Origin of the sequence: Serratia montpellierensis, assembly GCF_020858655.1 — a bacterium.
Lineage (GTDB): Bacteria > Pseudomonadota > Gammaproteobacteria > Enterobacterales > Enterobacteriaceae > Serratia > Serratia montpellierensis.
This window is the reverse complement of record NZ_VOSN01000013.1, coordinates 174,788-194,017: the sequence shown is the minus strand read 5'-3', so window position 1 is coordinate 194,017 and position 19,230 is coordinate 174,788. Positions and strand designations below refer to the sequence as shown.

At 61.4% G+C, this 19,230-nt stretch carries 19 protein-coding genes and 1 riboswitch; of the genes, 13 read left to right on the top strand and 6 right to left on the bottom strand.

All coding sequences use genetic code 11. From position 1 onward, the window contains the following. Positions 1-145: 145 nt before the first annotated feature. Positions 146-865 (top strand): glucosamine-6-phosphate deaminase, encoded by a 720-nt coding sequence (locus FUU19_RS12725; protein ID WP_230489868.1) that lies wholly within the window; start codon positions 146-148, stop codon positions 863-865. Positions 866-982: 117 nt separating this feature from the next. Further along, positions 983-1,306 carry a cupin domain-containing protein gene (locus tag FUU19_RS12720; protein WP_230489867.1) on the top strand — a complete coding sequence of 108 codons (324 nt, stop codon included), beginning with the start codon at positions 983-985 and terminating at the stop codon, positions 1,304-1,306. Here FUU19_RS12720 and FUU19_RS12715 read toward each other — a convergent pair. Next, positions 1,303-1,896, bottom strand: a complete 594-nt coding sequence (locus FUU19_RS12715) for a TetR/AcrR family transcriptional regulator (protein ID WP_141968678.1) — start codon at positions 1,894-1,896, stop codon at positions 1,303-1,305. The genes FUU19_RS12720 and FUU19_RS12715 overlap by 4 nt on opposite strands. Before the next feature lie 140 nt (positions 1,897-2,036). Here FUU19_RS12715 and FUU19_RS12710 point away from each other — a divergent pair, with 140 nt between their 5' ends. From FUU19_RS12710 to FUU19_RS12700, 3 genes are read left to right on the top strand one after another with little or no spacing between them, the layout of a single operon-like run. After that, complete coding sequence (locus tag FUU19_RS12710; protein ID WP_197834150.1) at positions 2,037-3,092, top strand: sugar phosphate isomerase/epimerase family protein; 1,056 nt, start codon at positions 2,037-2,039, stop codon at positions 3,090-3,092. A 25-nt stretch (positions 3,093-3,117) separates the two neighbouring features. Beyond that, positions 3,118-4,014: an alpha/beta fold hydrolase gene (locus FUU19_RS12705; protein ID WP_230489865.1), complete on the top strand. Its 897-nt coding sequence runs from the start codon at positions 3,118-3,120 to the stop codon at positions 4,012-4,014. Continuing rightward, positions 4,001-4,903: an alpha/beta hydrolase gene (locus FUU19_RS12700; RefSeq protein ID WP_230489864.1), complete on the top strand. Its 903-nt coding sequence runs from the start codon at positions 4,001-4,003 to the stop codon at positions 4,901-4,903. Before FUU19_RS12705 ends, FUU19_RS12700 begins: the two co-directional genes overlap by 14 nt. Positions 4,904-4,951: 48 nt before the next feature. Here FUU19_RS12700 and FUU19_RS12695 read toward each other — a convergent pair whose 3' ends face one another. Further along, complete coding sequence (locus tag FUU19_RS12695) at positions 4,952-6,385, bottom strand: NAD-dependent succinate-semialdehyde dehydrogenase (protein WP_049195527.1); 1,434 nt, start codon at positions 6,383-6,385, stop codon at positions 4,952-4,954. Between the two features lie 196 nt (positions 6,386-6,581). On the opposite strand from FUU19_RS12695, the gene FUU19_RS12690 reads away from it, so the two are divergent. Both FUU19_RS12690 and FUU19_RS12685 read left to right on the top strand, forming a co-directional pair. Beyond that, positions 6,582-7,409 (top strand): AraC family transcriptional regulator, encoded by an 828-nt coding sequence (locus FUU19_RS12690; RefSeq protein WP_230489863.1) that lies wholly within the window; start codon positions 6,582-6,584, stop codon positions 7,407-7,409. Between the two features lie 97 nt (positions 7,410-7,506). Beyond that, on the top strand, positions 7,507-8,475 hold the full coding sequence (locus FUU19_RS12685) for a DMT family transporter (protein ID WP_141968691.1): 969 nt from the start codon (positions 7,507-7,509) through the stop codon (positions 8,473-8,475). Positions 8,476-8,502: 27 nt separating this feature from the next. Here FUU19_RS12685 and fusA read toward each other — a convergent pair whose 3' ends face one another. Both fusA and FUU19_RS12675 read right to left on the bottom strand, forming a co-directional pair. Then, positions 8,503-10,608 (bottom strand): elongation factor G, encoded by a 2,106-nt coding sequence (gene fusA, locus FUU19_RS12680; protein WP_087762777.1) that lies wholly within the window; start codon positions 10,606-10,608, stop codon positions 8,503-8,505. Between the two features lie 248 nt (positions 10,609-10,856). Further along, positions 10,857-11,105, bottom strand: coding sequence for a CsbD family protein (locus tag FUU19_RS12675; RefSeq protein ID WP_016927634.1), 249 nt, complete (start codon positions 11,103-11,105; stop codon positions 10,857-10,859). Positions 11,106-11,326: 221 nt separating this feature from the next. On the opposite strand from FUU19_RS12675, the gene FUU19_RS12670 reads away from it, so the two are divergent. Further along, complete coding sequence (locus FUU19_RS12670) at positions 11,327-12,820, top strand: alpha/beta hydrolase (RefSeq protein ID WP_230489861.1); 1,494 nt, start codon at positions 11,327-11,329, stop codon at positions 12,818-12,820. A gap of 45 nt (positions 12,821-12,865) precedes the next feature. On the opposite strand, the gene FUU19_RS12665 is transcribed toward FUU19_RS12670, so the two are convergent. Next, the gene (locus FUU19_RS12665) at positions 12,866-13,255 is read right to left on the bottom strand and encodes an isochorismatase family protein (protein ID WP_230489859.1); all 390 of its coding nucleotides are present in this window, start codon (positions 13,253-13,255) and stop codon (positions 12,866-12,868) included. Between the two features lie 209 nt (positions 13,256-13,464). Here FUU19_RS12665 and FUU19_RS12660 point away from each other — a divergent pair, with 209 nt between their 5' ends. The 5 genes from FUU19_RS12660 (at position 13,465) to FUU19_RS12640 (ending at position 18,412) form a co-directional block, all read left to right on the top strand. Further along, a complete protein-coding gene (locus FUU19_RS12660; protein WP_230489858.1) occupies positions 13,465-15,084 on the top strand; it encodes an ABC transporter substrate-binding protein in 1,620 nt (539 codons plus the stop codon). A 141-nt stretch (positions 15,085-15,225) separates the two neighbouring features. After that, positions 15,226-15,399: riboswitch (M-box (ykoK) riboswitch) on the top strand. Between the two features lie 75 nt (positions 15,400-15,474). Next, a complete protein-coding gene (locus FUU19_RS12655) occupies positions 15,475-16,497 on the top strand; it encodes a magnesium transporter (protein WP_230489856.1) in 1,023 nt (340 codons plus the stop codon). Positions 16,498-16,629: 132 nt separating this feature from the next. After that, complete coding sequence (mgtS, locus tag FUU19_RS12650) at positions 16,630-16,722, top strand: protein MgtS (protein ID WP_004938109.1); 93 nt, start codon at positions 16,630-16,632, stop codon at positions 16,720-16,722. Positions 16,723-16,829: 107 nt separating this feature from the next. Further along, positions 16,830-17,009 (top strand): hypothetical protein, encoded by a 180-nt coding sequence (locus FUU19_RS12645; protein WP_004938106.1) that lies wholly within the window; start codon positions 16,830-16,832, stop codon positions 17,007-17,009. A 26-nt stretch (positions 17,010-17,035) separates the two neighbouring features. Next, entirely contained in the window at positions 17,036-18,412 is a 1,377-nt protein-coding gene (locus tag FUU19_RS12640; RefSeq protein WP_230489855.1) for a cation diffusion facilitator family transporter, read from the top strand. Here the strand turns inward: FUU19_RS12640 and FUU19_RS12635 are convergent. After that, positions 18,355-19,200 (bottom strand): inositol monophosphatase family protein, encoded by an 846-nt coding sequence (locus FUU19_RS12635; protein ID WP_230489854.1) that lies wholly within the window; start codon positions 19,198-19,200, stop codon positions 18,355-18,357. The two genes, FUU19_RS12640 and FUU19_RS12635, sit on opposite strands and share 58 nt — an antisense overlap. Positions 19,201-19,230 lie beyond the last annotated feature (30 nt).

Here is a 19,230-nt window from a genome sequence, read left to right as displayed (position 1 = left end):
ACGCGGATTGCATTTCATTCTTGGCCGCCATAACCTGACAAGAAACGGATTGTTACTGACGCGATCAGGCAAAACCTAACTTCTCCCCCGCATCAAACATGGCGGGATGGGCGGTTAGGTTTTTTTTTGTAAAAAGGAGAAGGGAATGAAACTTGTTGTCGCTAATGACTACCAGGAAATGAGTGAGCTGGCCGCCAGCCTGTTGTTGAGTTATATGCTGCGCCCACAGCGCGTCAATCTGGCTATCACCGCCGGCTCGACGCCCAAACGGATGTATGAATTGTTGGCTCCGCGCGTCAAGGGCCACGCGGAATTCGCCAACGCGCATTACTATAATTTCGATGAAATTCCTTACGCCGGCCGACCGGGCTACGGCGTCACCATGGAGAATCTGCATCGCATGTTCTTCGGCCCAGCGGCGATCCCCGAGCGGCAACTGCACGTCTTGAATTCGGACAACTACCTCCAGCACGATCGGCGCATCGCCGAGGATGGCGGGCTGGATGCGATCGTGATGGGCGTCGGGGCGGACGGGCATTTCTGCGGCAATCTGCCGGGTACCACCGCCTTCTCAGACCGCACCTGCCGGGTGCCGGTTTCCGCCAGGCCGGATATGGCAGACATTTTGCTCAAAGAGGTGGGCGGCCGCGCTGAATATCTGCCCGATCATTACGTCACCCTGGGGCCTGCGAGCGTGATGGCCGCCAAAAAACTGGTGCTGCTCGTCAACGGTTCACACAAAGCAGACATTTTACGGCGCATTGTCAGCGGGCCGGTAGAGGCCGGAGTTCCCGCCAGCGTTTTGATGCTGCATCCGGATCTGCTGATTATCGCCGATCGGGAGGCCGCGGCGCGGCTGCCTTAAGCCTTCATCCGGCGCGTTTCGCCTCAGAACCAACGGTCATAACCTGCAACCAAAGCGTCTTTCCCTGCGGCGCAGAATCAGGCTAGAGTGCGTTTTTCATGCACCAGAGGAATTCCGATGCTGTTCGATTTAAACCTGCAGGCGGCCGAACTGCCTGAGGCCTGGCGTTCTACCGTGCTGGGCCGTGTCGGTGCGGCCAATATCAAAGTGCTGCGCATGGACGCGCGCAGCATTGCGGATGAAGTGCATGATTACAGCGAAGGATTGCTGGTAATCAGCGGCCACCTGCGGCTGCAGGTGGCGGGGGAAGTGGTGGTGGTGCGGGCCGGTCAGCTATATCAGGCTGCGGCCGGCGTGCCGCATCGCGTGTTGCCGGGCAGCGAAGGCACGCTGGTGATTGTCGATCTGCCCGAAGATCAAGGGAGCCTGGCTTGCGACTAAGCGCTTCCTCCCAGGGCGGTGAGCGCCACGTTCACCGCCGCCAATAGTCGTGTTTCAGTGACGCCGTCACGCGCCTGAATCGACAGGCCGTGCAGGAAGACGGCGAAAAAGTCCCCCAGGCTGTCGGCGTCGGTGCCGGCCGGCAGTTCGCCGGCTTGCACCGCCTGCCGCAGACGTTCGACGATCTGCTGGGTACGCTGCAACCGATGCTCTGCCAGCCAGGTTTTGAGCCCCTCGTTTTCCGCACTGACGCTGGCGGCGGAGGAGACCACCATGCAGCCCTGCGGCAGATCCGGCCGGCTGTAGAGCCGCACGGCATCTTCCAGCATACGTTGGATCGCCGGGCGAATGCCGCTTTCCTGTGCGAAGGCGCGATCGGCGAAGCCGCCTTCCTCGGTTTCGTAACTGGCGATTGCCTCGCGGAACAGCTGCTCTTTGGAGCCGAACGCCTTGTAGATGCGCGCGGAAGCAATGCCCAATTCTGCCACCAGATCCGACATCGAGGTGCCTTCGTAACCCTGTCGCCAAAATAAGTTTCGCGCCTTCAAGAGCGCCTGTTCGCGGTCGAACTCGCGCGGTCTGCCAGCCATTCTCTGCTCCAATTTACCTGCCATTCAGCGACATAGGATCGCTTAAATCGGCGGGAATACCAATGTCTTTATAAATTTCGCTTGCGGTCATCGCGCCTTGCTTCTATTGTTTGTCAATCGACAACCAATAGGAGTTTACGATGAAAACCCTCAAAGGTCCAAGCCTGCATCTCGCGCAGTTCAGCGATGAGACAGCGCCGTTCAACAGCCTGCCGGCCATCGCCGAGTGGGCGGCGCAAACCGGTTTTACCGCCTTGCAGATCCCGGCCTGGGATCGGCGTTTATTTGACGTGGCCACCGCCGCGGAAAGCCAAACCTACTGCGACGATCTGACCGGCATGTTGGCGGAGCAGGGGTTGGTGGTCAGCGAATTGACCAGCCATATCTTCGGCCAGCTGATGGCGGTACACCCGGCTTACGATGCGCTGTTTGACAGCTTCGCGCCGCCGGCGCTGCAGGGCAATCCGCAGGCGCGCGGCGAGTGGGCGCGGCAGCAAATGCTGCTGGCGGTGAAGGCGTCGGCGCGGCTCGGGCTCAGCGAGCTGGGCACCTTTTCCGGTTCGCTGGCCTGGCCCTATCTGTTCCCGTTCCCACAGCGCCCGGAAGGATTGATCGACACCGCGTTCGACGAACTCGCCAAACGCTGGCTGCCGGTGCTTAACGCCTGCGACGAGCAGGGCATCAACCTGTGTTATGAAATTCACCCGAGTGAGGATCTGCACGACGGCGTGACGTTCGAGATGTTTCTTGAGCGCGTCGGCCATCATCCGCGCTGCCGGGTGCTGTTCGATCCGAGCCATATGGTGCTGCAGCAGCTCAACTATCTGGAGTTTATCGATATCTATAAAGAGGTTATCGGCATGTTCCACGTCAAGGACGCCGAGTTTAATCCGACCGGTCGCCAGGGCATTTACGGCGGCTATCAATCCTGGGTCGATCGCGCCGGCCGCTTCCGCTCGCTGGGCGACGGCCAGGTTGATTTCAACGGCATCTTTTCGCGCCTGACGCAGTACGGCTATTCGGGCTGGGCGGCATTGGAGTGGGAATGTTGCCTGAAAAACCCGCAGGACGGCGCGCGCGAAGGTGCAGCCTTCATTCGCGATCGCATTATCCGCGTCACCGACAAAGTGTTCGACGACTTCGCCGGCGCACCGGTCAACCCGCAGCAGATCAACGCCTTGCTCGGCATTCGCTGAGCCCAATCCTTAAGGGAGTCACCCCATGCAATATCGACAGAACGAGATCCCGTTGGCGGATCTCGCGGCGGAACACGTCTATCTCCAGGTCAACGGCCGGCGCCTTCACTGCGTGGTGGCCGGTGAAGGGCGGCCGGTGCTGCTGATCCCCGGCTGGCCGCAAACTTGGTACACCTGGCGCCATGTGATGCAAGCACTGGCGGCGGCCGGTTTTCAGGCGATCGCCGTCGATCCGCCGGGCATCGGCGATTCTGACAAGCCCGCTGGCGGCTACGACACCGGCAGCGTCGGTGCGGCGCTGCACGCAATGATGGCGCAGCTGGGCCATGAACGTTACCAACTGGTTGGCCACGACATCGGTATGTGGATCGGCTACGCCATGGCGAGCGATTTCCCGCAGGCGGTGGAGCGTCTGGTGCTGACGGAGGCGGTGATCCCCGGGCTGGCGCCGCCGCCGCCGATTTTCGTCGCGCCGGAGGAGAACATCTTCCTGTGGCATTTCATGTTCAACCAACTGGCGGATTTACCGGAGACCCTGACCCAGGGGCGTGAGCGGGAGTATCTTGGCTATATCTTCAACCGCTGGTCCTATCGGCGCGATCGGGTGGCGGCAGAGGTGTATATCGCCGCCTATTCGGCGCCGGGCGGCCTGCGCGCCGGATTCGACTATTACCGGGCGATCCCGGAGACCGTGCGGCAGAACCGGCTGCGCGCCGCCACGCCCTTGACGATGCCAGTGTTGACGGTAGGGGCGGAGCACGCCACCGGCGACGCGCCGCTGACGACGCTGCGGGGCAATGCGCACGATCTGCGGGGCGAAACGGTCGCCGGCTGCGGGCATTTCATCACCGAGGAGTGCCATGAGGAATTTATTGCCCTGATTACGCCGTTCCTGGCAGGAGAACCCCATGCCGCTCGATGAACGCATCGCTGCCTTTTTGACGGCGTCGGCCGATGCGCTGCCCCCCGCGTCGCTGGCGGAAATGCGTGCGGCCACGGAAACCGGTTTACGCCGGCTGCAGGGCGAGGAGGAAGCGAGCGGCGGCGTCAGGGACTATACGGTAGTCGCCGCCGATGGACACAGAATTGCGCTGCGCACTTATCTACCGGCGGGGGTAAACCGCGCGAACGCGCAGCCGGCGATGCTGTTCGCCCACGGCGGCGGCTGGTGCCTCGGTTCGCTGGCGCTGTACGATCGGCCCTGTCAGGCACTGGCCAACGCCACCGGCCGGGTGATCCTGTCGGTCGACTACCGCCTGGCGCCGGAATATCCGTTCCCACAGCCGCTGGAAGATGTCTATCAGGCGCTCCGCTGGGTGGCGCAACGGGCGCCGCAGTTGGGGATCGACGCGCAGCGCCTGGCGGTGGGCGGCGACAGCGCCGGGGGCAATCTGGCGGCGGCGGTCGCGCTGTTGGCGCGGGATCGCGGCGGCCCGCACATCGAGCGCCAGCTGCTGCTGTACCCGGCGCTCAGCCGCGAGATGGCGACGACGAGCTATTGCGAATTTGCCGAGGGGCACTTTCTGACGCGCGACGCGATGGTGTTTTGTTGGCAGCAATATCTGGCCCAGCGGCGCGATCCTGGCGCCGAACCGCTGCATGCCGCCACGCTGCGCGGGTTACCGCCGGCCACCATCCTGAGCTGCGAATACGATCCGCTGCGCGATGAGGCCGAACAGTATGCGCAGCGGCTGCGTGAGGCGGGCGTGTCGGTACGTTGCGAACGGCTGCCGGGCATGGTGCATGCCTGCATTCACATGCTGGGGCTGACCCCGGCGGCGCGGCGGCTGTTCGAGCTGGCCGGCGAGTAAAAAAAAGCCCCGCACTGCGGGGCTTTTGGCGATTCATCCGACGCGCGATTAACGGCCGGCGACGGTGACGAAGCGGGTTTCCAGGTAGGACTCGATCGCTTCGCTGCCGCCTTCGGTGCCGTGACCGGAGTCTTTCACGCCGCCAAACGGCGTTTCCGGCAGGCCGAAACCGATGTGGTTGATGCTCAGCATGCCGCTCTCCACGTCGCGCCCCAGAGCATTGACGGTGGCGATGTTGCGGCTGTAAGCGTAGGCGGCCAGGCCGTACGGCAGACGGTTGGCTTCGGCGATCGCCTCGTCATAGGTGGCGAACGGGCGCAGCAGGGCGACCGGGCCAAACGGCTCTTCCGACATCGCGCGCGCGCTCAGCGGCACGTCGCGCAGCACCGTCGGCTCGAAGAAGTTGCCTTTGCCCGCCACGCGCTTGCCGCCGGTGCAGGCTTTTGCCCCGTGGGCGACGGCATCCTGCACCAGCGCCTCGATATTGTCGACGCTGCGGCCCAGCACCATCGGCCCCATGGTCACGCCGTCTTCCAGCCCGTTGCCGAGCTTGAGCTCACGCACGGCGGCGGTGAATTTCTCCACGAAGGCTTCATAAACGCCTTGCTGGATCAGGAAGCGGGTCGGGGCGATACAGACCTGGCCGGCGTTGCGGAACTTGGACTGCGCCAGCTCTTTGGCCGCCGCGTCGAGATCGGCGTCGTCGAAGATCAGCACCGGCGCGTGGCCGCCCAGCTCCATGGTGGCCTTTTTCATGTGCTGGCCGGCCAGCGCCGCCAAATGCTTGCCCACGCGGGTGGAGCCGGTGAAGGAGATCTTGCGAATGGTCGGATGCGGGATCAGGTATTCCGAGATTTCCGCCGGGGTGCCGTACACCAGCGCGATCACCCCGGCCGGGATCCCGGCGTCGGCGAAGGCTTTGATCAGCTCAGCCGGCGAGGCCGGCGTTTCTTCCGGGCCTTTGACGATGATGGAACACCCCGCCGCCAGCGCGGCGGACAGCTTGCGCACGATCTGGTTGATCGGGAAGTTCCACGGCGTGAAGGCGGCCACCGGGCCAACCGGCAGCTTGAGGGTTTGCTGCTGTACATCGCGGGCGCGGGACGGAATGATCTGCCCGTAGGTGCGGGTGGCTTCGCCGGCGAACCAGTCGATGACGTCGGCGGCGTTGAGAATTTCGACTTTGGCCTGCGCCACAGGTTTGCCCTGTTCCTGCGTCATGACGGCGGCGATGGCATTGGCGCGTTCGCGCAGCAGCGCCGCGGCTTTGCGCATCAGATTGGCGCGCTGGTGCGCGGCGGTGTCGCGCCAGACGTTAAATCCGCGCTCGGTGGCGGCCAGCGCCAGATCGAGATCCTCTGTGGCGGCGTGCGCCACTTGACCGATTATCTCGTCGGTGGCGGGGTTGGTGACCGGCAGGGTTTTCCCGGCCAGTGCGTTGCGCCATTGTCCATCGATATACAGTTGAGTATCCGGATACATTGTTGCCTCTTGTTTGCGGAGTGTCAGGGGCCGATGAGCTTCGCGATGCGGCGCGCCTGAAAGGGACAGGGACCTTAACCCTACGCCGAATGGCGGCGATCGTCCAGGCGAGGGGCACGAAAGCGCCAGGGCGGCTACTCAACCGGCGATGTTTTGGCTATGCTGAGCAGATTGTCAGCACGGACGAGGAGGTCGGGTGCAAGGGGTACCACAACAGTTTCCGTTCGAGAAGGATTGCGCACAGTTCCGGCATTTGTCACATCTGCCGGGCGTCGAACTCTATCAGGCGCACATCGAGCGCTATGCCTTCGAGCCGCATACCCACGACGCCTTCGCCATCGGCACCGTTGATACCGGGGCGGAGCGTTTTCGCTATCGCGGGGCGCAGCACCTGGCGGCGCCGGGTGCGCTGGTGCTGATGAACCCGGACGAACTGCATACCGGCGAAGCCGAAACGCCGGGCGGCTGGTGTTACCGCATGCTCTATCTGGCGCCCGAGGCGCTGGAGCAGCTGTCCGGCGATCGGAGCCAGTGGTTCACCGATGCGGTGCGCCACGATCCGCGGGCGGCGCAGCGCCTGTCCGCCATTCTCGCCACGCTGTGGCAAACCGACGATCCGCTCACGCTCGACGGCCTGCTGCTGGAGGCGGTCGAGCTGTTGCACCCGCACATCCGCACCGGGCAGCGGGAAAAAGCCGAAGCGGCGCACCGTTTCGAGGTGGTGAAAAGCTACCTGCACGATAACTTCGCCGAGGACGTGACCCTCAGCCAACTGGCCGAGCTGGTGTCGCTCAGCCCGTACCATTTCCTGCGCAAGTTCAAGGCCGAATATCACGTTTCGCCGCAGCAGATGCTGATGGCGATCCGGCTGTCGCAGGCCAAACGCATGCTGGAGCGCGGCATGCCCGCCGCACAGGTGGCGGCGGCGGCGGGGCTGACCGATCAGGCGCACCTGACGCGCGCCTTCGCCAATCGTTACGGCGTCACGCCAGTGCGTTTCCAGAAACAGGTGAAATTGGGCTAAAACAGCAACCTGCTACAATAATTCCTCCCCGCGTTTCGTTACTCTGCCGCTGTCTTGTCGGGCGGGTTGGCCGCGCCGGCCGTTTGTCGGAGTCGTTATGTTCATTGGCGTTGTGTTTGCCCTGGCCGCCGGGCTGATGTGGGGACTGATTTTCGTCGGTCCGCTGCTGGTGCCGGATTATCCCGCCGCGCTGCAGTCCACCGGGCGCTATCTGGCCTTCGGGCTGATCACCTTGCCGCTGGCGTGGTTCGATCGCCGCCGCCTGCGCAAGCTGCGGCGCCAGGATTGGCTGGAAGCGCTCAAACTGACGGCCATCGGCAATCTGCTGTACTACCTGTGCCTGGCCAGCGCCATTCAGCGTACCGGCGCACCGGTATCGACCATGATCATCGGCACCTTGCCGGTGGTGATCGCCATCTGCGCCAATCTGTTTTACGGCAGGCACGACGGGCGGCTGGCCTGGAGCAAGCTGGCGCCGGCGCTGCTGCTGATCGTCTGCGGGTTAGCGTGCGTAAACATCGCCGAACTGCGCGGCAATGCGGTGCCGATCGACGGCTGGCGCTATCTCAGCGGCCTTGGGCTGGCGGTGTTGGCGGTGGCGTGCTGGACCTGGTTCCCGCTGCGCAATTCGCGTTGGCTGCGGGAGAACCCGACGCAGCGGCCGGCCACCTGGGCCACGGCGCAGGGGCTGGTGACGCTGCCGCTGGCGCTGCTGGGCTATCTGGCGGTCTGCGGCCAATTGGCGCTGAGCGAACCGGCGTTTGCCTTGCCGTTCGGCCCGCGCCCCGAGGTATTTATCCCACTGATGCTGGTTATCGGCGTGTTCTGCTCCTGGCTGGGGGCGCTGTGCTGGAACGAAGCCAGCCAGCGGCTGCCGACGGTGTTGGTGGGGCCGCTTATCGTGTTCGAAATTCTGGCGGGGTTGGCCTATACCTTTCTGCTGCGCCAGGCCTGGCCGCCGCTGCTGACATTGGCCGGCATCGTCTGCCTGATCGCCGGCGTGGTGTACGCCATGCGTATCAAGCCGCAGCCGGTGGTGGTGGCGCTGGAGGACAAACAGGGGTGACGCCCGCCGCGAAGGCGGGCGCGGGGGTTAACGCTTGCTGTGGTGAATGATCTCTTCGGCCACGTTGCGCGGCGCTTCGGCGTAGTGGCTGAACTCCATGGTGTAGGTGGCGCGGCCCTGCGACATCGATCGCAGGGTCGTCGAGTAGCCGAACATCTCGGACAGCGGCACCTTGGCGCGAATTTCCTTGCCGCCGCCGCCCGGGATCTCTTCCATGCCCTGCACCAGACCGCGGCGTGAGGAGAGGTCGCCCATCACGTTGCCGGCGTAATCTTCCGGCGTTTCCACCTCCACCGACATGATCGGTTCAAGGATCACCGGATCCGCCAGGCGGCAGGCTTCCTTGAAGCCGAAGATCGCCGCCATGCGGAACGCCTGTTCCGACGAGTCGACATCATGGTAAGAACCGAAGGTCAGGTGCACCTTGACGTCCACCACCTGATAACCGGCCAGCACCCCGTTGTTCAGCGCCTCGAGCACGCCTTTTTTCACCGCCGGGATAAATTCGCCCGGAATGACGCCGCCCTTGATCTCATCGAAGAATTCGAAGCCTTTGCCGGGTTCGTTGGGTTCGACGGTCAGTACCACGTGCCCGTATTGCCCTTTACCGCCGGACTGGCGCACGAACTTGCCTTCCACATCGGTTACCCGTTTGCGGATGGTTTCGCGGTAAGACACCTGCGGTTTGCCGGTGGTGGTCTCCACCCCGAACTCGCGGCGCATGCGATCGACGATGATCTCGAGGTGCAGTTCGCCCATGCCGTAGATAATGGTCTGGCCGGATTCTTCATCGGTGCGCACGCGGAACGACGGATCTTCCGACGAAAGGCGCTGCAGCGCGATGCCCATTTTCTCCTGGTCGCCCTTGGTCTTCGGCTCGATCGCCTGGGCGATCACCGGTTCGGGGAAGGTCATGCGTTCCAGCGTGATGATGGCGCCAGGATCGCACAGCGTATCGCCGGTGGTGACGTCCTTCAGGCCGACGCAGGCGGCGATATCGCCGGCGTGCAGTTCGTCGATGTCCTTACGATCGTTGGCGTGCATCTGCACGATGCGGCCGATGCGTTCCTTTTTGCCCTTGATCGGGTTGTAAACGCTGCTGCCTTTGGCCAGCACCCCGGAATAGACGCGCACGAAGGTCAGCTGGCCGACAAACGGATCGGTCATCAGCTTGAACGCCAGCGCCGAGAATTTTTCATTATCGTCGGCTTTGCGGGTGATGATTTCATCGTGTTCACCGTGGCCCTCCATCGGCGGCACGTCGAGCGGCGAGGGCATCAGTTCAATCACCGCATCCAGCATGCGCTGCACCCCTTTGTTGCGGAACGCAGAGCCGCACAGCATCGGCTGGATTTCGCCGGCGACGGTGCGCACCCGCAGCCCGTGGACGATCTCCTCTTCGCTCAGCGGCACCTGGTTGAGGTATTTCTCCATCAGTTCTTCCGAGGCTTCGGCGGCGGCTTCAATCATGTTTTCACGCCACTCCTGCGCTGAATCGCGCAGCTCAGCCGGGATCTCTTCGAAACTGAAGTTCATGCCCTGCGAGGCCTCGTCCCACAGAATGGCTTTCATCCGCACCAGATCCACCACGCCGCTGAAGTGGTCTTCGGCGCCGATAGGGATAACGATCGGCACCGGGTTGGCTTTCAGGCGCTCGATCATCATTTTGCGCACGCGGAAAAAGTCTGCGCCGATGCGGTCCATTTTGTTGACGAACGCCAGCCGCGGCACTTTGTACTTGTTGGCCTGGCGCCAGACGGTTTCCGACTGCGGCTGCACGCCGCCCACCGAGTCATAGACCATCACGGCGCCGTCCAGCACGCGCATCGAACGCTCCACTTCAATGGTGAAATCGACGTGCCCGGGGGTGTCGATAATATTGATGCGGTGCTGCGGATAATTATGCTGCATGCCGTTCCAGAAGCAGGTGGTGGCCGCCGAGGTGATGGTGATGCCGCGCTCCTGTTCCTGCGCCATCCAGTCCATGGTCGCCGCGCCGTCATGCACTTCACCCAGCTTGTGGCTGACCCCGGTGTAAAACAGAATCCGCTCGGTGGTGGTGGTCTTGCCGGCATCGATATGCGCGGAGATGCCGATATTGCGGTAACGTTCGATAGGGGTGGTGCGAGCCATAATCAACCTTTCTTAGCCGCGTGAAGGAGAGCGGCTTAAACAGCATGGATAATGATGATAATCCTCATAGGGTTATCCGTCGGATCGCAGAGCCTCGCTCTGGTCACAAACTAATCGTAGTTGAAGGCGTTGGTTTTTTTAAGCGATGGTTGTGATAGATGAAAGTTTGCGCGCATAACGGCGCCGGTAGAGAAAGGGCGATAAAAAAGGCCCTTAACGGGCCTGTTGTCGAGCGGCGCATTCGCCGCTTATTTGCGTCCCAGCAAGAAGCCGAAAACGATGCCGACCGCTGCCGCAACGGCCACGCCGGCCAGCGGGTTGGCTTCCACCTGGGTTCTTACGCTATCCGCCGCGTCTCGGGCGGCATAGCTGGCCTGAGAGGCGTATTTGCGCGCCGCGCCGCGCACCTGATGCTCCGGTGAATCAACGGCTTTGCCGAACGCTTCTTGTACCGCGCCTGCGGCTTCATTGGCTTTGTCTTCCGCTTTTCCAAACATGCAACTCTCCTGGTCCTTGTGGGTTAACGAATCCTAAGCCTAGCAGGTGAACGGCACTTTTTGCAGCATTCTGTGCGTTATAAGAGCAATCCGAGCAAAGAAATGTCTTGCCGGGCGTACGGTGACGGCTTCACCCGCGCGGTTTTTTGTGTTCTATTGGCTAGCTGTTTAACCGGGTATCGTTAACCTTTGACCGATTCGTTGAGTTGAAAGGACTCCCCATGTCAGTACTGCGTATTCTGGCGCTGCTCGCCGCGACCGCCACGTTGCCCGCCCAGGCCAAGCCTGCGGCTCACGGCGCGACGGCCGAAAACGGCGTTCGTTGGCAATCTTGTCTCAACAGCGGTTTTCAGCGCTGGTTCGATGAGGCGCCGCCGCCGGGCCTGCGCTGCGGTTACCTCGAGGTGCCGTTAGCCTATGCCACGCCGCCCGCTCATGCGGCGCAGGCGGGCGAACAGACCGTGCGTTTGGCGCTGACCCTGCTGCCCGCCACCGGGCCGAAAAAGGGCAGCGTGGTGATGATCAGCGGTGGGCCGGGGCTGCCGGGCATCAATCCTTATTTGGGCAACGACGCGCACGTCGCCAGATTGCGTAAATCCTACGACATCATCGGTTACGATCCGCGCGGCGTCGGCCAATCGACGCCGAAAATCTCCTGTCAGGTGGCCGAAGGCGACGAAACCCCGACGCCGGACGACAACGATGTGGCCGGTGCGGAGAGCCAGACGCGCACCCTGATTGCCGCCTGCATCAAACAGACCGGAGCGGACGTGCTGCAACACATCGGCACCGACGAGGCGGTCAACGATCTGAACGCGATCCGCCACGCGCTGGGCGAGCCGGGGCTGACGGCGGTGGCGTACTCTTACGGCACCAAGGTAGCGGCGCTGTATGCCGAACGCTTCCCGAAGAAAACGCGCGCGCTGGTGCTGGACGGGGTGGTGGACCTGGCGGAAGACGATTTCACCCAGCGCATGAACCAGGAGCGAGGTTTTCAGCAAAGCTTCCTGCGCTTCGCCGCCTACTGCGGCAAAACCGACAGCTGCCAGTTGGGCGGCGGCGCCAATCAGGCGCTACAACGCTACCATGCTTTGCTGCGTAAGCTGCATGAGCAGCCGTTCGTCACCGCGGCGGGTTATGAAATCTCCGCCGACGACGTGCTGACGGTCACGCGTTCGCTGCTGTTGTGGCCGGAGCGCTGGCATGAGCTGGCGACCGTGCTGCGTCAGCTCGATGCCGGCATCGCCGGGCAGCAGGTTTCCGATCTGATCGACGAAAGCTACTCACCGGATGCCGATGACGCCCTGAGCGTCATTACCTGCGCCGACGTCGCCAACCCGACGGCCGATCCGCTGCTGTTGCGCAGACAGCGGCAGGAGATCAATACCGCCGCTTTGTACGCTCACTATCTGCCGTTGCACGAGTATCCGCTGGAAATGTGCGATCTGTGGCCGTACCGAGGCAAGGATCGCCCGCACACGCCGGTGGCGTCCGCCGCGTTGCCGCCGCTGCTGTTCGTCGCCCAGCGCTACGATCCGACCACGCCGTACCGCAACGCCCAGGTGATGGCCGCCGCCTTTAAAAGCCCGCTGATCACCCGCGAACGCGACGGGCATACGCTGGCGCTGAACGGCATCGACAGCTGCGTCGACGAAAGCGTAGTGGATTATCTGCTGGCGCCGAAAAAGCCACGCCGCGACAAGACTTGCCGTTGAAAAGGCCGGGTGGAAGCCCGGCCTGACAGGTAAGTCGCCCGCGTTTTAGAATTTCACCTCTTCCGCCAACGCCAGCGTCACGAATGGCCCCGACAGGGTCTGGTTATGGTGACGGATAATGGCTTCGGCACCGAGTTCCGCCGTGTCTGAACAGCTATGGGCATCGGCGGCCAGTACCATGTCAAACCCCAATTCCGCGCCGCGCCGACACGTGGTGTCTACGCAGTATTGCGTTTTCATTCCCGAAATCACCAGCCGACCGATGCCGGCTTGTTTGAGCCGCTCCGCCAGATCAGTCTGGTAAAAACAGCTGGGGTGAGTTTTATCGATGAACCAGTCGGTTCCCGCGTCGATTTCCAGACCGGGATGAACTTGCCACAGCGGGCTGTTTGCGGCGATGGGCGAGCCTGTCGGGCCGGTGTGGCGAATAAACACTACTCACCGCCGGTTCGCGACGTTCCTGTTCGGCGATGCCGGCCGCCGCGTCCTCCCGCTTGCTTTCGCCAGTTACCACCACTATTCCATTGATAATGAAAGAAATTCAACACCGCTTTTGGTTATGACTCATAGCGATTAATGATTTAATTTATTCCACTACCACATTGCATATTGAACGCGATAAAACACTAATCAGGGATATCGACGTGAAATATTCATTTAATGGCAAGAAACTGGCTTGTTTAATCCTCCTGGCTTTTAACGCGACGACAGCTCAGGCGGCCGAGGTGCCGGCGGGCGCTAAACTGGCGCCGGTACAGGAATTGGTGCGCGCCAACGGGTATGAACCGGCGACGCTGGATCCGAACCTGGCCGAGAGCAATGTGGAGTTCTATATCTTCAACGATTTGTTCGAAGGTTTGCTGCGCGTCGGGAAAGACGGCGAAGCGATCCCGGCGCTGGCGCAGACGTGGGAGCATCAGGGCAACGTCTGGACCTTCCATCTGCGGCCGCAGGCCAAATGGTCGAACGGCGATACGGTGACCGCCGACGATTTCGTCTACAGCTGGCGGCGCCTCACCGATCCGAAAACCGCGTCGCCGTACGGCAGCTATCTGGCATCGGCCTACGTGCTGAATGCGGCGGCGATCAACGCCGGCAGCAAACCGCCGAGCGAGCTGGGCGTCAAGGCGCTGGACGCGAACACCCTGCAGGTGACGCTGTCGGAGCCCAACTCCTACCTGCTCAAGCAGCTGGTGCATTTTCCGGTCTTGCCGGTTAACCGCAAGGTGGTGGAGCAGTACGGCAAAAACTGGACTCAACCGGCGCATTTTGTCGGCAACGGCGCATTCCGTCTCAGCCAGTGGGTGGTGAACGAAAAAGTGGTGGTGGAACGCAATCCGCAGTATTGGGACAACGCCAACACCGTGCTCAACAAAGTGACGTTCTTACCGATACAGGGTTTCCCGGAGGTGGCGCGTTTTCGCGCCGGCGAGGTTGAGTTGGGGTATACCACGCCGCCGGAGCTGTATCAGCAGCTGAAAAAAACGCTCGGCGAGCAACAGCTGGTGACCTATCCGCTGCTCTCCACCAGTTATTTCGCCTTCAACAACCGCCAGGCGCCGTTTAACGACCTGCGGGTGCGCCAGGCGCTGAATCTGGCGCTGGACAAAGACATTATCGCCGGCAAGGTGCTGGGCTACGGCCAACAGCCGGCCTGGACCTTTACCCCAACGGGGGCGGGCGGCTATAGCCTGCAGCCCGGCGCTGCGGCTGGCTGGACGCCGGAACAGCGGCACGCCCAGGCGAAGCAACTGCTGGCGCAGGCCGGTTTCAACGCCGAGAACCCGCTGCGCTTTACCGTGCTGTACAGCAACGACGCCACCATCAAGAAGATCGTCATCGCCGCCGCCGCCATGTGGAAAAAGAACCTCGGGGTAGAGGCCACTTTGCAAAGCCAGGAGCGTAAAGTGACGCTGGATAATATCAACCGCGGGCAATATGGCGTGGCCTTTACCCGCTGGCTGGCGGATTACAATGATCCCTCCACCTTCCTGAACGTGTTCCGTTCCGACAGCAGCGAAAACAGCCCTAAATACCATAACCCGGACTACGACCGCATTCTGCATCAGGCAACGGCGGCGCAGACGCCGCAGCAGGTGCAGCAATACTTCCAGCAGGCCGAGGCGGTGCTGGCCGCCGATACGCCGGTGGCGCCGGTGTACTACGAGGCCAACGCCACGCTCATTAAACCCTACGTGAAGGGGATCGACTTTACCCCTCAAGGTGCCTTGTACGATAAAAACGTCTATCTTCTCGAGCACTGAGAATATAAAAACGGCTGATTTATATCAGCCGTTTTTATAGATTCGTGTTTAATAACATTATCCTAAATACTCCATAAACGACGGGCAATCTTTTCTTCCTGCCGGATAAAACAACGCCTATACTGCGCCGGTAGTTTATATGCAGTATCTCGTTTGGCGAGGCTCCTATACAAACACAGGTTACTGATCTGACGACATCGAGAGATGCCCAAGGTTAAGACAGGCTTTATCGGATTAAGGTTCAGCCCAAAGTAACTTCCGAGCAACAATTCGGATACGTTGTATAGTGCTAAAACCTGGACGCGGAGATAGGCAGTCTGCACTCCCTCTGTGGTTACGCCCCTATGCGATTCGCTGTTGAAGTTCAAAACAGAAATAGGGACTGACAAAATGATCAAGTCACATCAACATTATTCTTCTCCGGCGCTGAGCGCGACTGAAACTCTCGACGAGACCTCGATCGCCGGCTATATGAACGCCGATTTTATTACTGTTCCCGCGACGATGACGGTCACGCATGCCCGGGAATATTTACTTTCACAGCTAAAAACGGACGAAATTCCCACCCGGGTATTTATTACCGCGGACGATTATCATCTGCGCGGCACGCTGTCGGTGAAAAAACTGCTGCAGTGCGACGACGAGGATAAAGCGGTCGGCGTGATGATGGATCACAGCTATTTTCAGGTTTCACCCGACGACGATCGCAACGACGTGGCGCATCTGCTCGGCAAAGGTGGCCTGGACGTAGTGCCGGTCGTGGCGAACAACACGCTGGTCGGCGTACTGGGTGAACGCGAAATTGCCCGGCTGGTCGAGGATGAAAATACCGAGGATGCACAGCGCCAGGGCGCGAGCCTGCCGCTGGATAAGCCTTACCTGGAGACCAGCCCGTGGGCGCTGTGGCGCAAACGCTCGGTGTGGCTGCTGATGCTGTTCGTCGCCGAAGCCTATACCGGCAACGTGCTGAAGGCGTTTGAAGACCAGCTCGAAGCGGCGATTGCGCTGGCGTTCTTCATCCCGCTGCTGATCGGCACCGGCGGCAACAGCGGCACCCAGATCACCTCGACGCTGGTGCGCGCCATGGCGCTGGGCGAGGTCAGCCTGCGCAACCTGGGCGCGGTGATCCGTAAAGAGGTCACGACCTCGCTGCTGATCGCCGTCACCATCGGTCTGGCGGCCTGGGTGCGCGCCTGGATCATGGGCGTCGGCATGGAGGTGACATTGGTGGTCAGCCTGTCGCTGGTGGCGATCACCGTGTGGAGCGCGATTGTGTCGTCGATCATTCCGATGCTGTTGAAACGGCTCGGCATCGATCCGGCGGTGGTGTCGGCGCCGTTTATCGCCACCTTTATCGACGGTACCGGTCTGATTATTTATTTCAAAATCGCCCAGTACGTTTTGGGGATTTAAACGGTTCCCGCTCTAAACAGGGCGGGAGTGTGACAACAAAGAGGAGGACGTTAAAAAACCATGGATACCGACCAACCCCGATATTTAACGCAAGGGGCTTTTATCGATAACATTTAACCTGAGGACAAAATAATGGGAAACATGACTATTTTTATGGGATTCCTGGCAATGATCAGCTCACTGGGTCTGTTGGCGGCCTATATGAGCACCAAATGGGATGATTGATGAACGCTAAAGATCCGCCTAGATGCATCCTCCCCGTAACCGCTATTTATTATGGGGAGGATTTAGCGGCGCGCTGAACGCGCAGCCTGATACGGGAGTTGATAATAATGACGATTCTTATTCTGGGATTGCTCTACGCCATTTTAATGATCTCGGTAGGCGTTAATGAGATTTATTTTTATTCCACCGGGAAATCCAATTTTCTTACTAGCCTCATGCTGACATTTTCTGGCAGTATGCTGCTGATCGCCTTTGTCTGGCAATTATCCTCTAAAGTAAAAAAATAAATCACCGTCCGAATGTGAGCAGCATCATGCAAAATGAAAAACAGGCCGTAGCCAGAAACTCGATGATCGCCAGCGGGTTACTGGCTACGGGCAAGTTCGTCGCCGGCATTTTCACCGGCAGTATTGGCCTGATATCCGAAGGTATCCACTCTTTTACCGACTTTATCGCCACCAGTATCACCTGGCTGGCGGTGCGCATCAGCGATAAGCCCGCCGATGACGATCACCATTTCGGCCACGGCAAGGTGGAAAACCTGGCGGCGCTGTTCGAGGTGCTGCTGTTGCTGGGTGCCGCCGGCTGGATCGTTTATGAGGCGGGCAGCAGCCTGCTCGGGCAGCCGCATGAGATCGTCGCCGCACCGGTGGTGATTGCGGTGTTGCTGATTTCCATCTGCGTCGATTTCTTCCGCGTGCGGGCGCTCAACCGCGTCGCCAAAGCGACCGACAGCGCGGCGCTGGAAGCGGATGCGCTGCATTTCTTCTCCGATATGCTTTCGTCCGGCGTGGTGCTGCTGGGCATGGTGTTTGTGCTGCTGGGCTTTGGCCGCGCGGACGCCATCGCCGCGCTGATCGTCGCCGGCTTTATCTTTATCGCTGCGATCAAACTGGGTAAACGCTCCTTCGACTCGCTGATGGATGCCGCGCCCGCCGGGGCGACCGAGGCGATCCGTGCCACGCTGGCGCGTTTTCCGGCGGTGTTGGCCTGCGACAGCGTGCGCATACGCAACGCCGGCGCGGTGCTGTTCGTCGAAATCACGGTGGCGGTGTGCCGCACCTTGCCGCTGGAACGCATCGACGCGCTGAAGCGAGAAATTGTTGAGCGACTGCGGGAGCAATACGCCAGGGCGGAATTCACCGTCATCGCGGTGCCACAGACCCGCAGCGATGAGGACATGGCGACCCGCATTCGGGCGATTGCCGCCAACCACGGCGCGCAGGTGCAGAATGTGACCTTGCAGCAGCTGCCGACGCGTATGGCGATCGGCATGGATTTGGCGGTGCCGGCCAACGCCAGCGTGGCGCAGGCGCATGACATCGCCACGGAGATAGAGGGGATCCTGCGTCAGGCGATCGGTGAAGACACCGAGATAGAGACGCACCTGGAGCCGCAGACGCCGCATTGGCTGACCAGCGAAGATGTCGATGCGACGGAGCTGGCGAATATTCGGCGGATCTTGCAGTCGGCGCTGGAGCAGGGAGAGAGCGTGCAAGACGTACATAACGTCCGCGCGCGCAAGACCGACGGGGGCATCATCGTCAATTTCCACTGCCGGGTGTCGCCGGCGGTCACCATCGCCGCGGCGCACGATGCGGTCGATCGGGTCGAGCGCCGGCTGCGCTCGCTTTATCCGGCCATCACGCGCGCGATAGGGCACGTCGAGCCGATCAAGCCCGGCATTTGAATCAGCTCGGCCAACTGCGGATAGAGCGCCGCGTTGGCCAGCAGCAGCGGGTTGCCGCGCCGCAGCCCGTCATGGTGCATAAAGTCATTCGCCATGCCGCCGGCTTCGCGCGTCAGCACCCAGCCAGGCAGGCTGTCCCAGGCATTCATGTGCGGTTCGTAATAGCCCAGCAGCCGACCGGCGGCCACCTGGGCGGTCATCAACGCGCCGGAGCCGCTGCGCACAAACATTCCTCCCGCCTGCAGCAGGCGACAGAGAAAGCCGCTGAATTCCGCCGCCGAGGCGCGCGGTGATATCCCGACGCCCATCACGCCATCCGCAACGCTGCGCCCGGCATGCACGCCTATCGGTTCCCCGTTGAGGAAGGCGCCGTGGCCGCGGCAGGCGCGGAACATCTCGCGGTGGTTGGGATCGTAGACCACGCCGATCGTCGGCTCGCCGTCAATTACCACGCCTATCGCGATACACCAGGTATGCAATCCGTTCAGGAAGCAGGCGGTGCCATCGATAGGATCGACGACCCAAACGCAGGCGGCGTGCTCGCCGCTGCTGCCGCTCTCTTCGCCGAGAAAGCCATCCTGGGGAAACCGGCGATTGATCATGCGGCGGATCAGCGCTTCGACGCGGCGGTCGGCTTCGCTGACCACGTCCTGCAGCCCCTGTTTAAAGTCGACCGCCAGGCTTTGCCGCCGTTGATAAAAGCTGAAAGCGAGATCGGCGGCGGCGCGGGCAATCTCACGCGCGAAGCGGTAGCGCGCCTCGATGTCCCGTGGGGAAAGTGAAGTCATGGCAGGCTCGATAGCAAAAAACGAATCAGC

Excerpts from the sequence above, each read along its gene's own strand:
- FUU19_RS12725 (WP_230489868.1), top strand. The coding sequence starts at position 146 with ATGAAACTTGTTGTCGCTAATGACTACCAGGAAATGAGTGAGCTGGCC.
- FUU19_RS12720 (WP_230489867.1), top strand. The coding sequence starts at position 983 with ATGCTGTTCGATTTAAACCTGCAGGCGGCCGAACTGCCTGAGGCCTGG.
- FUU19_RS12715 (WP_141968678.1), bottom strand. The coding sequence starts at position 1,896 with ATGGCTGGCAGACCGCGCGAGTTCGACCGCGAACAGGCGCTCTTGAAG.
- FUU19_RS12710 (WP_197834150.1), top strand. The coding sequence starts at position 2,037 with ATGAAAACCCTCAAAGGTCCAAGCCTGCATCTCGCGCAGTTCAGCGAT.
- FUU19_RS12705 (WP_230489865.1), top strand. The coding sequence starts at position 3,118 with ATGCAATATCGACAGAACGAGATCCCGTTGGCGGATCTCGCGGCGGAA.
- FUU19_RS12700 (WP_230489864.1), top strand. The coding sequence starts at position 4,001 with ATGCCGCTCGATGAACGCATCGCTGCCTTTTTGACGGCGTCGGCCGAT.
- FUU19_RS12695 (WP_049195527.1), bottom strand. The coding sequence starts at position 6,385 with ATGTATCCGGATACTCAACTGTATATCGATGGACAATGGCGCAACGCA.
- FUU19_RS12685 (WP_141968691.1), top strand. The coding sequence starts at position 7,507 with ATGTTCATTGGCGTTGTGTTTGCCCTGGCCGCCGGGCTGATGTGGGGA.
- fusA (WP_087762777.1), bottom strand. The coding sequence starts at position 10,608 with ATGGCTCGCACCACCCCTATCGAACGTTACCGCAATATCGGCATCTCC.
- FUU19_RS12675 (WP_016927634.1), bottom strand. The coding sequence starts at position 11,105 with ATGTTTGGAAAAGCGGAAGACAAAGCCAATGAAGCCGCAGGCGCGGTA.
- FUU19_RS12670 (WP_230489861.1), top strand. The coding sequence starts at position 11,327 with ATGTCAGTACTGCGTATTCTGGCGCTGCTCGCCGCGACCGCCACGTTG.
- FUU19_RS12655 (WP_230489856.1), top strand. The coding sequence starts at position 15,475 with ATGATCAAGTCACATCAACATTATTCTTCTCCGGCGCTGAGCGCGACT.
- mgtS (WP_004938109.1), top strand. The coding sequence starts at position 16,630 with ATGGGAAACATGACTATTTTTATGGGATTCCTGGCAATGATCAGCTCA.
- FUU19_RS12645 (WP_004938106.1), top strand. The coding sequence starts at position 16,830 with ATGACGATTCTTATTCTGGGATTGCTCTACGCCATTTTAATGATCTCG.
- FUU19_RS12640 (WP_230489855.1), top strand. The coding sequence starts at position 17,036 with ATGCAAAATGAAAAACAGGCCGTAGCCAGAAACTCGATGATCGCCAGC.
- FUU19_RS12635 (WP_230489854.1), bottom strand. The coding sequence starts at position 19,200 with ATGACTTCACTTTCCCCACGGGACATCGAGGCGCGCTACCGCTTCGCG.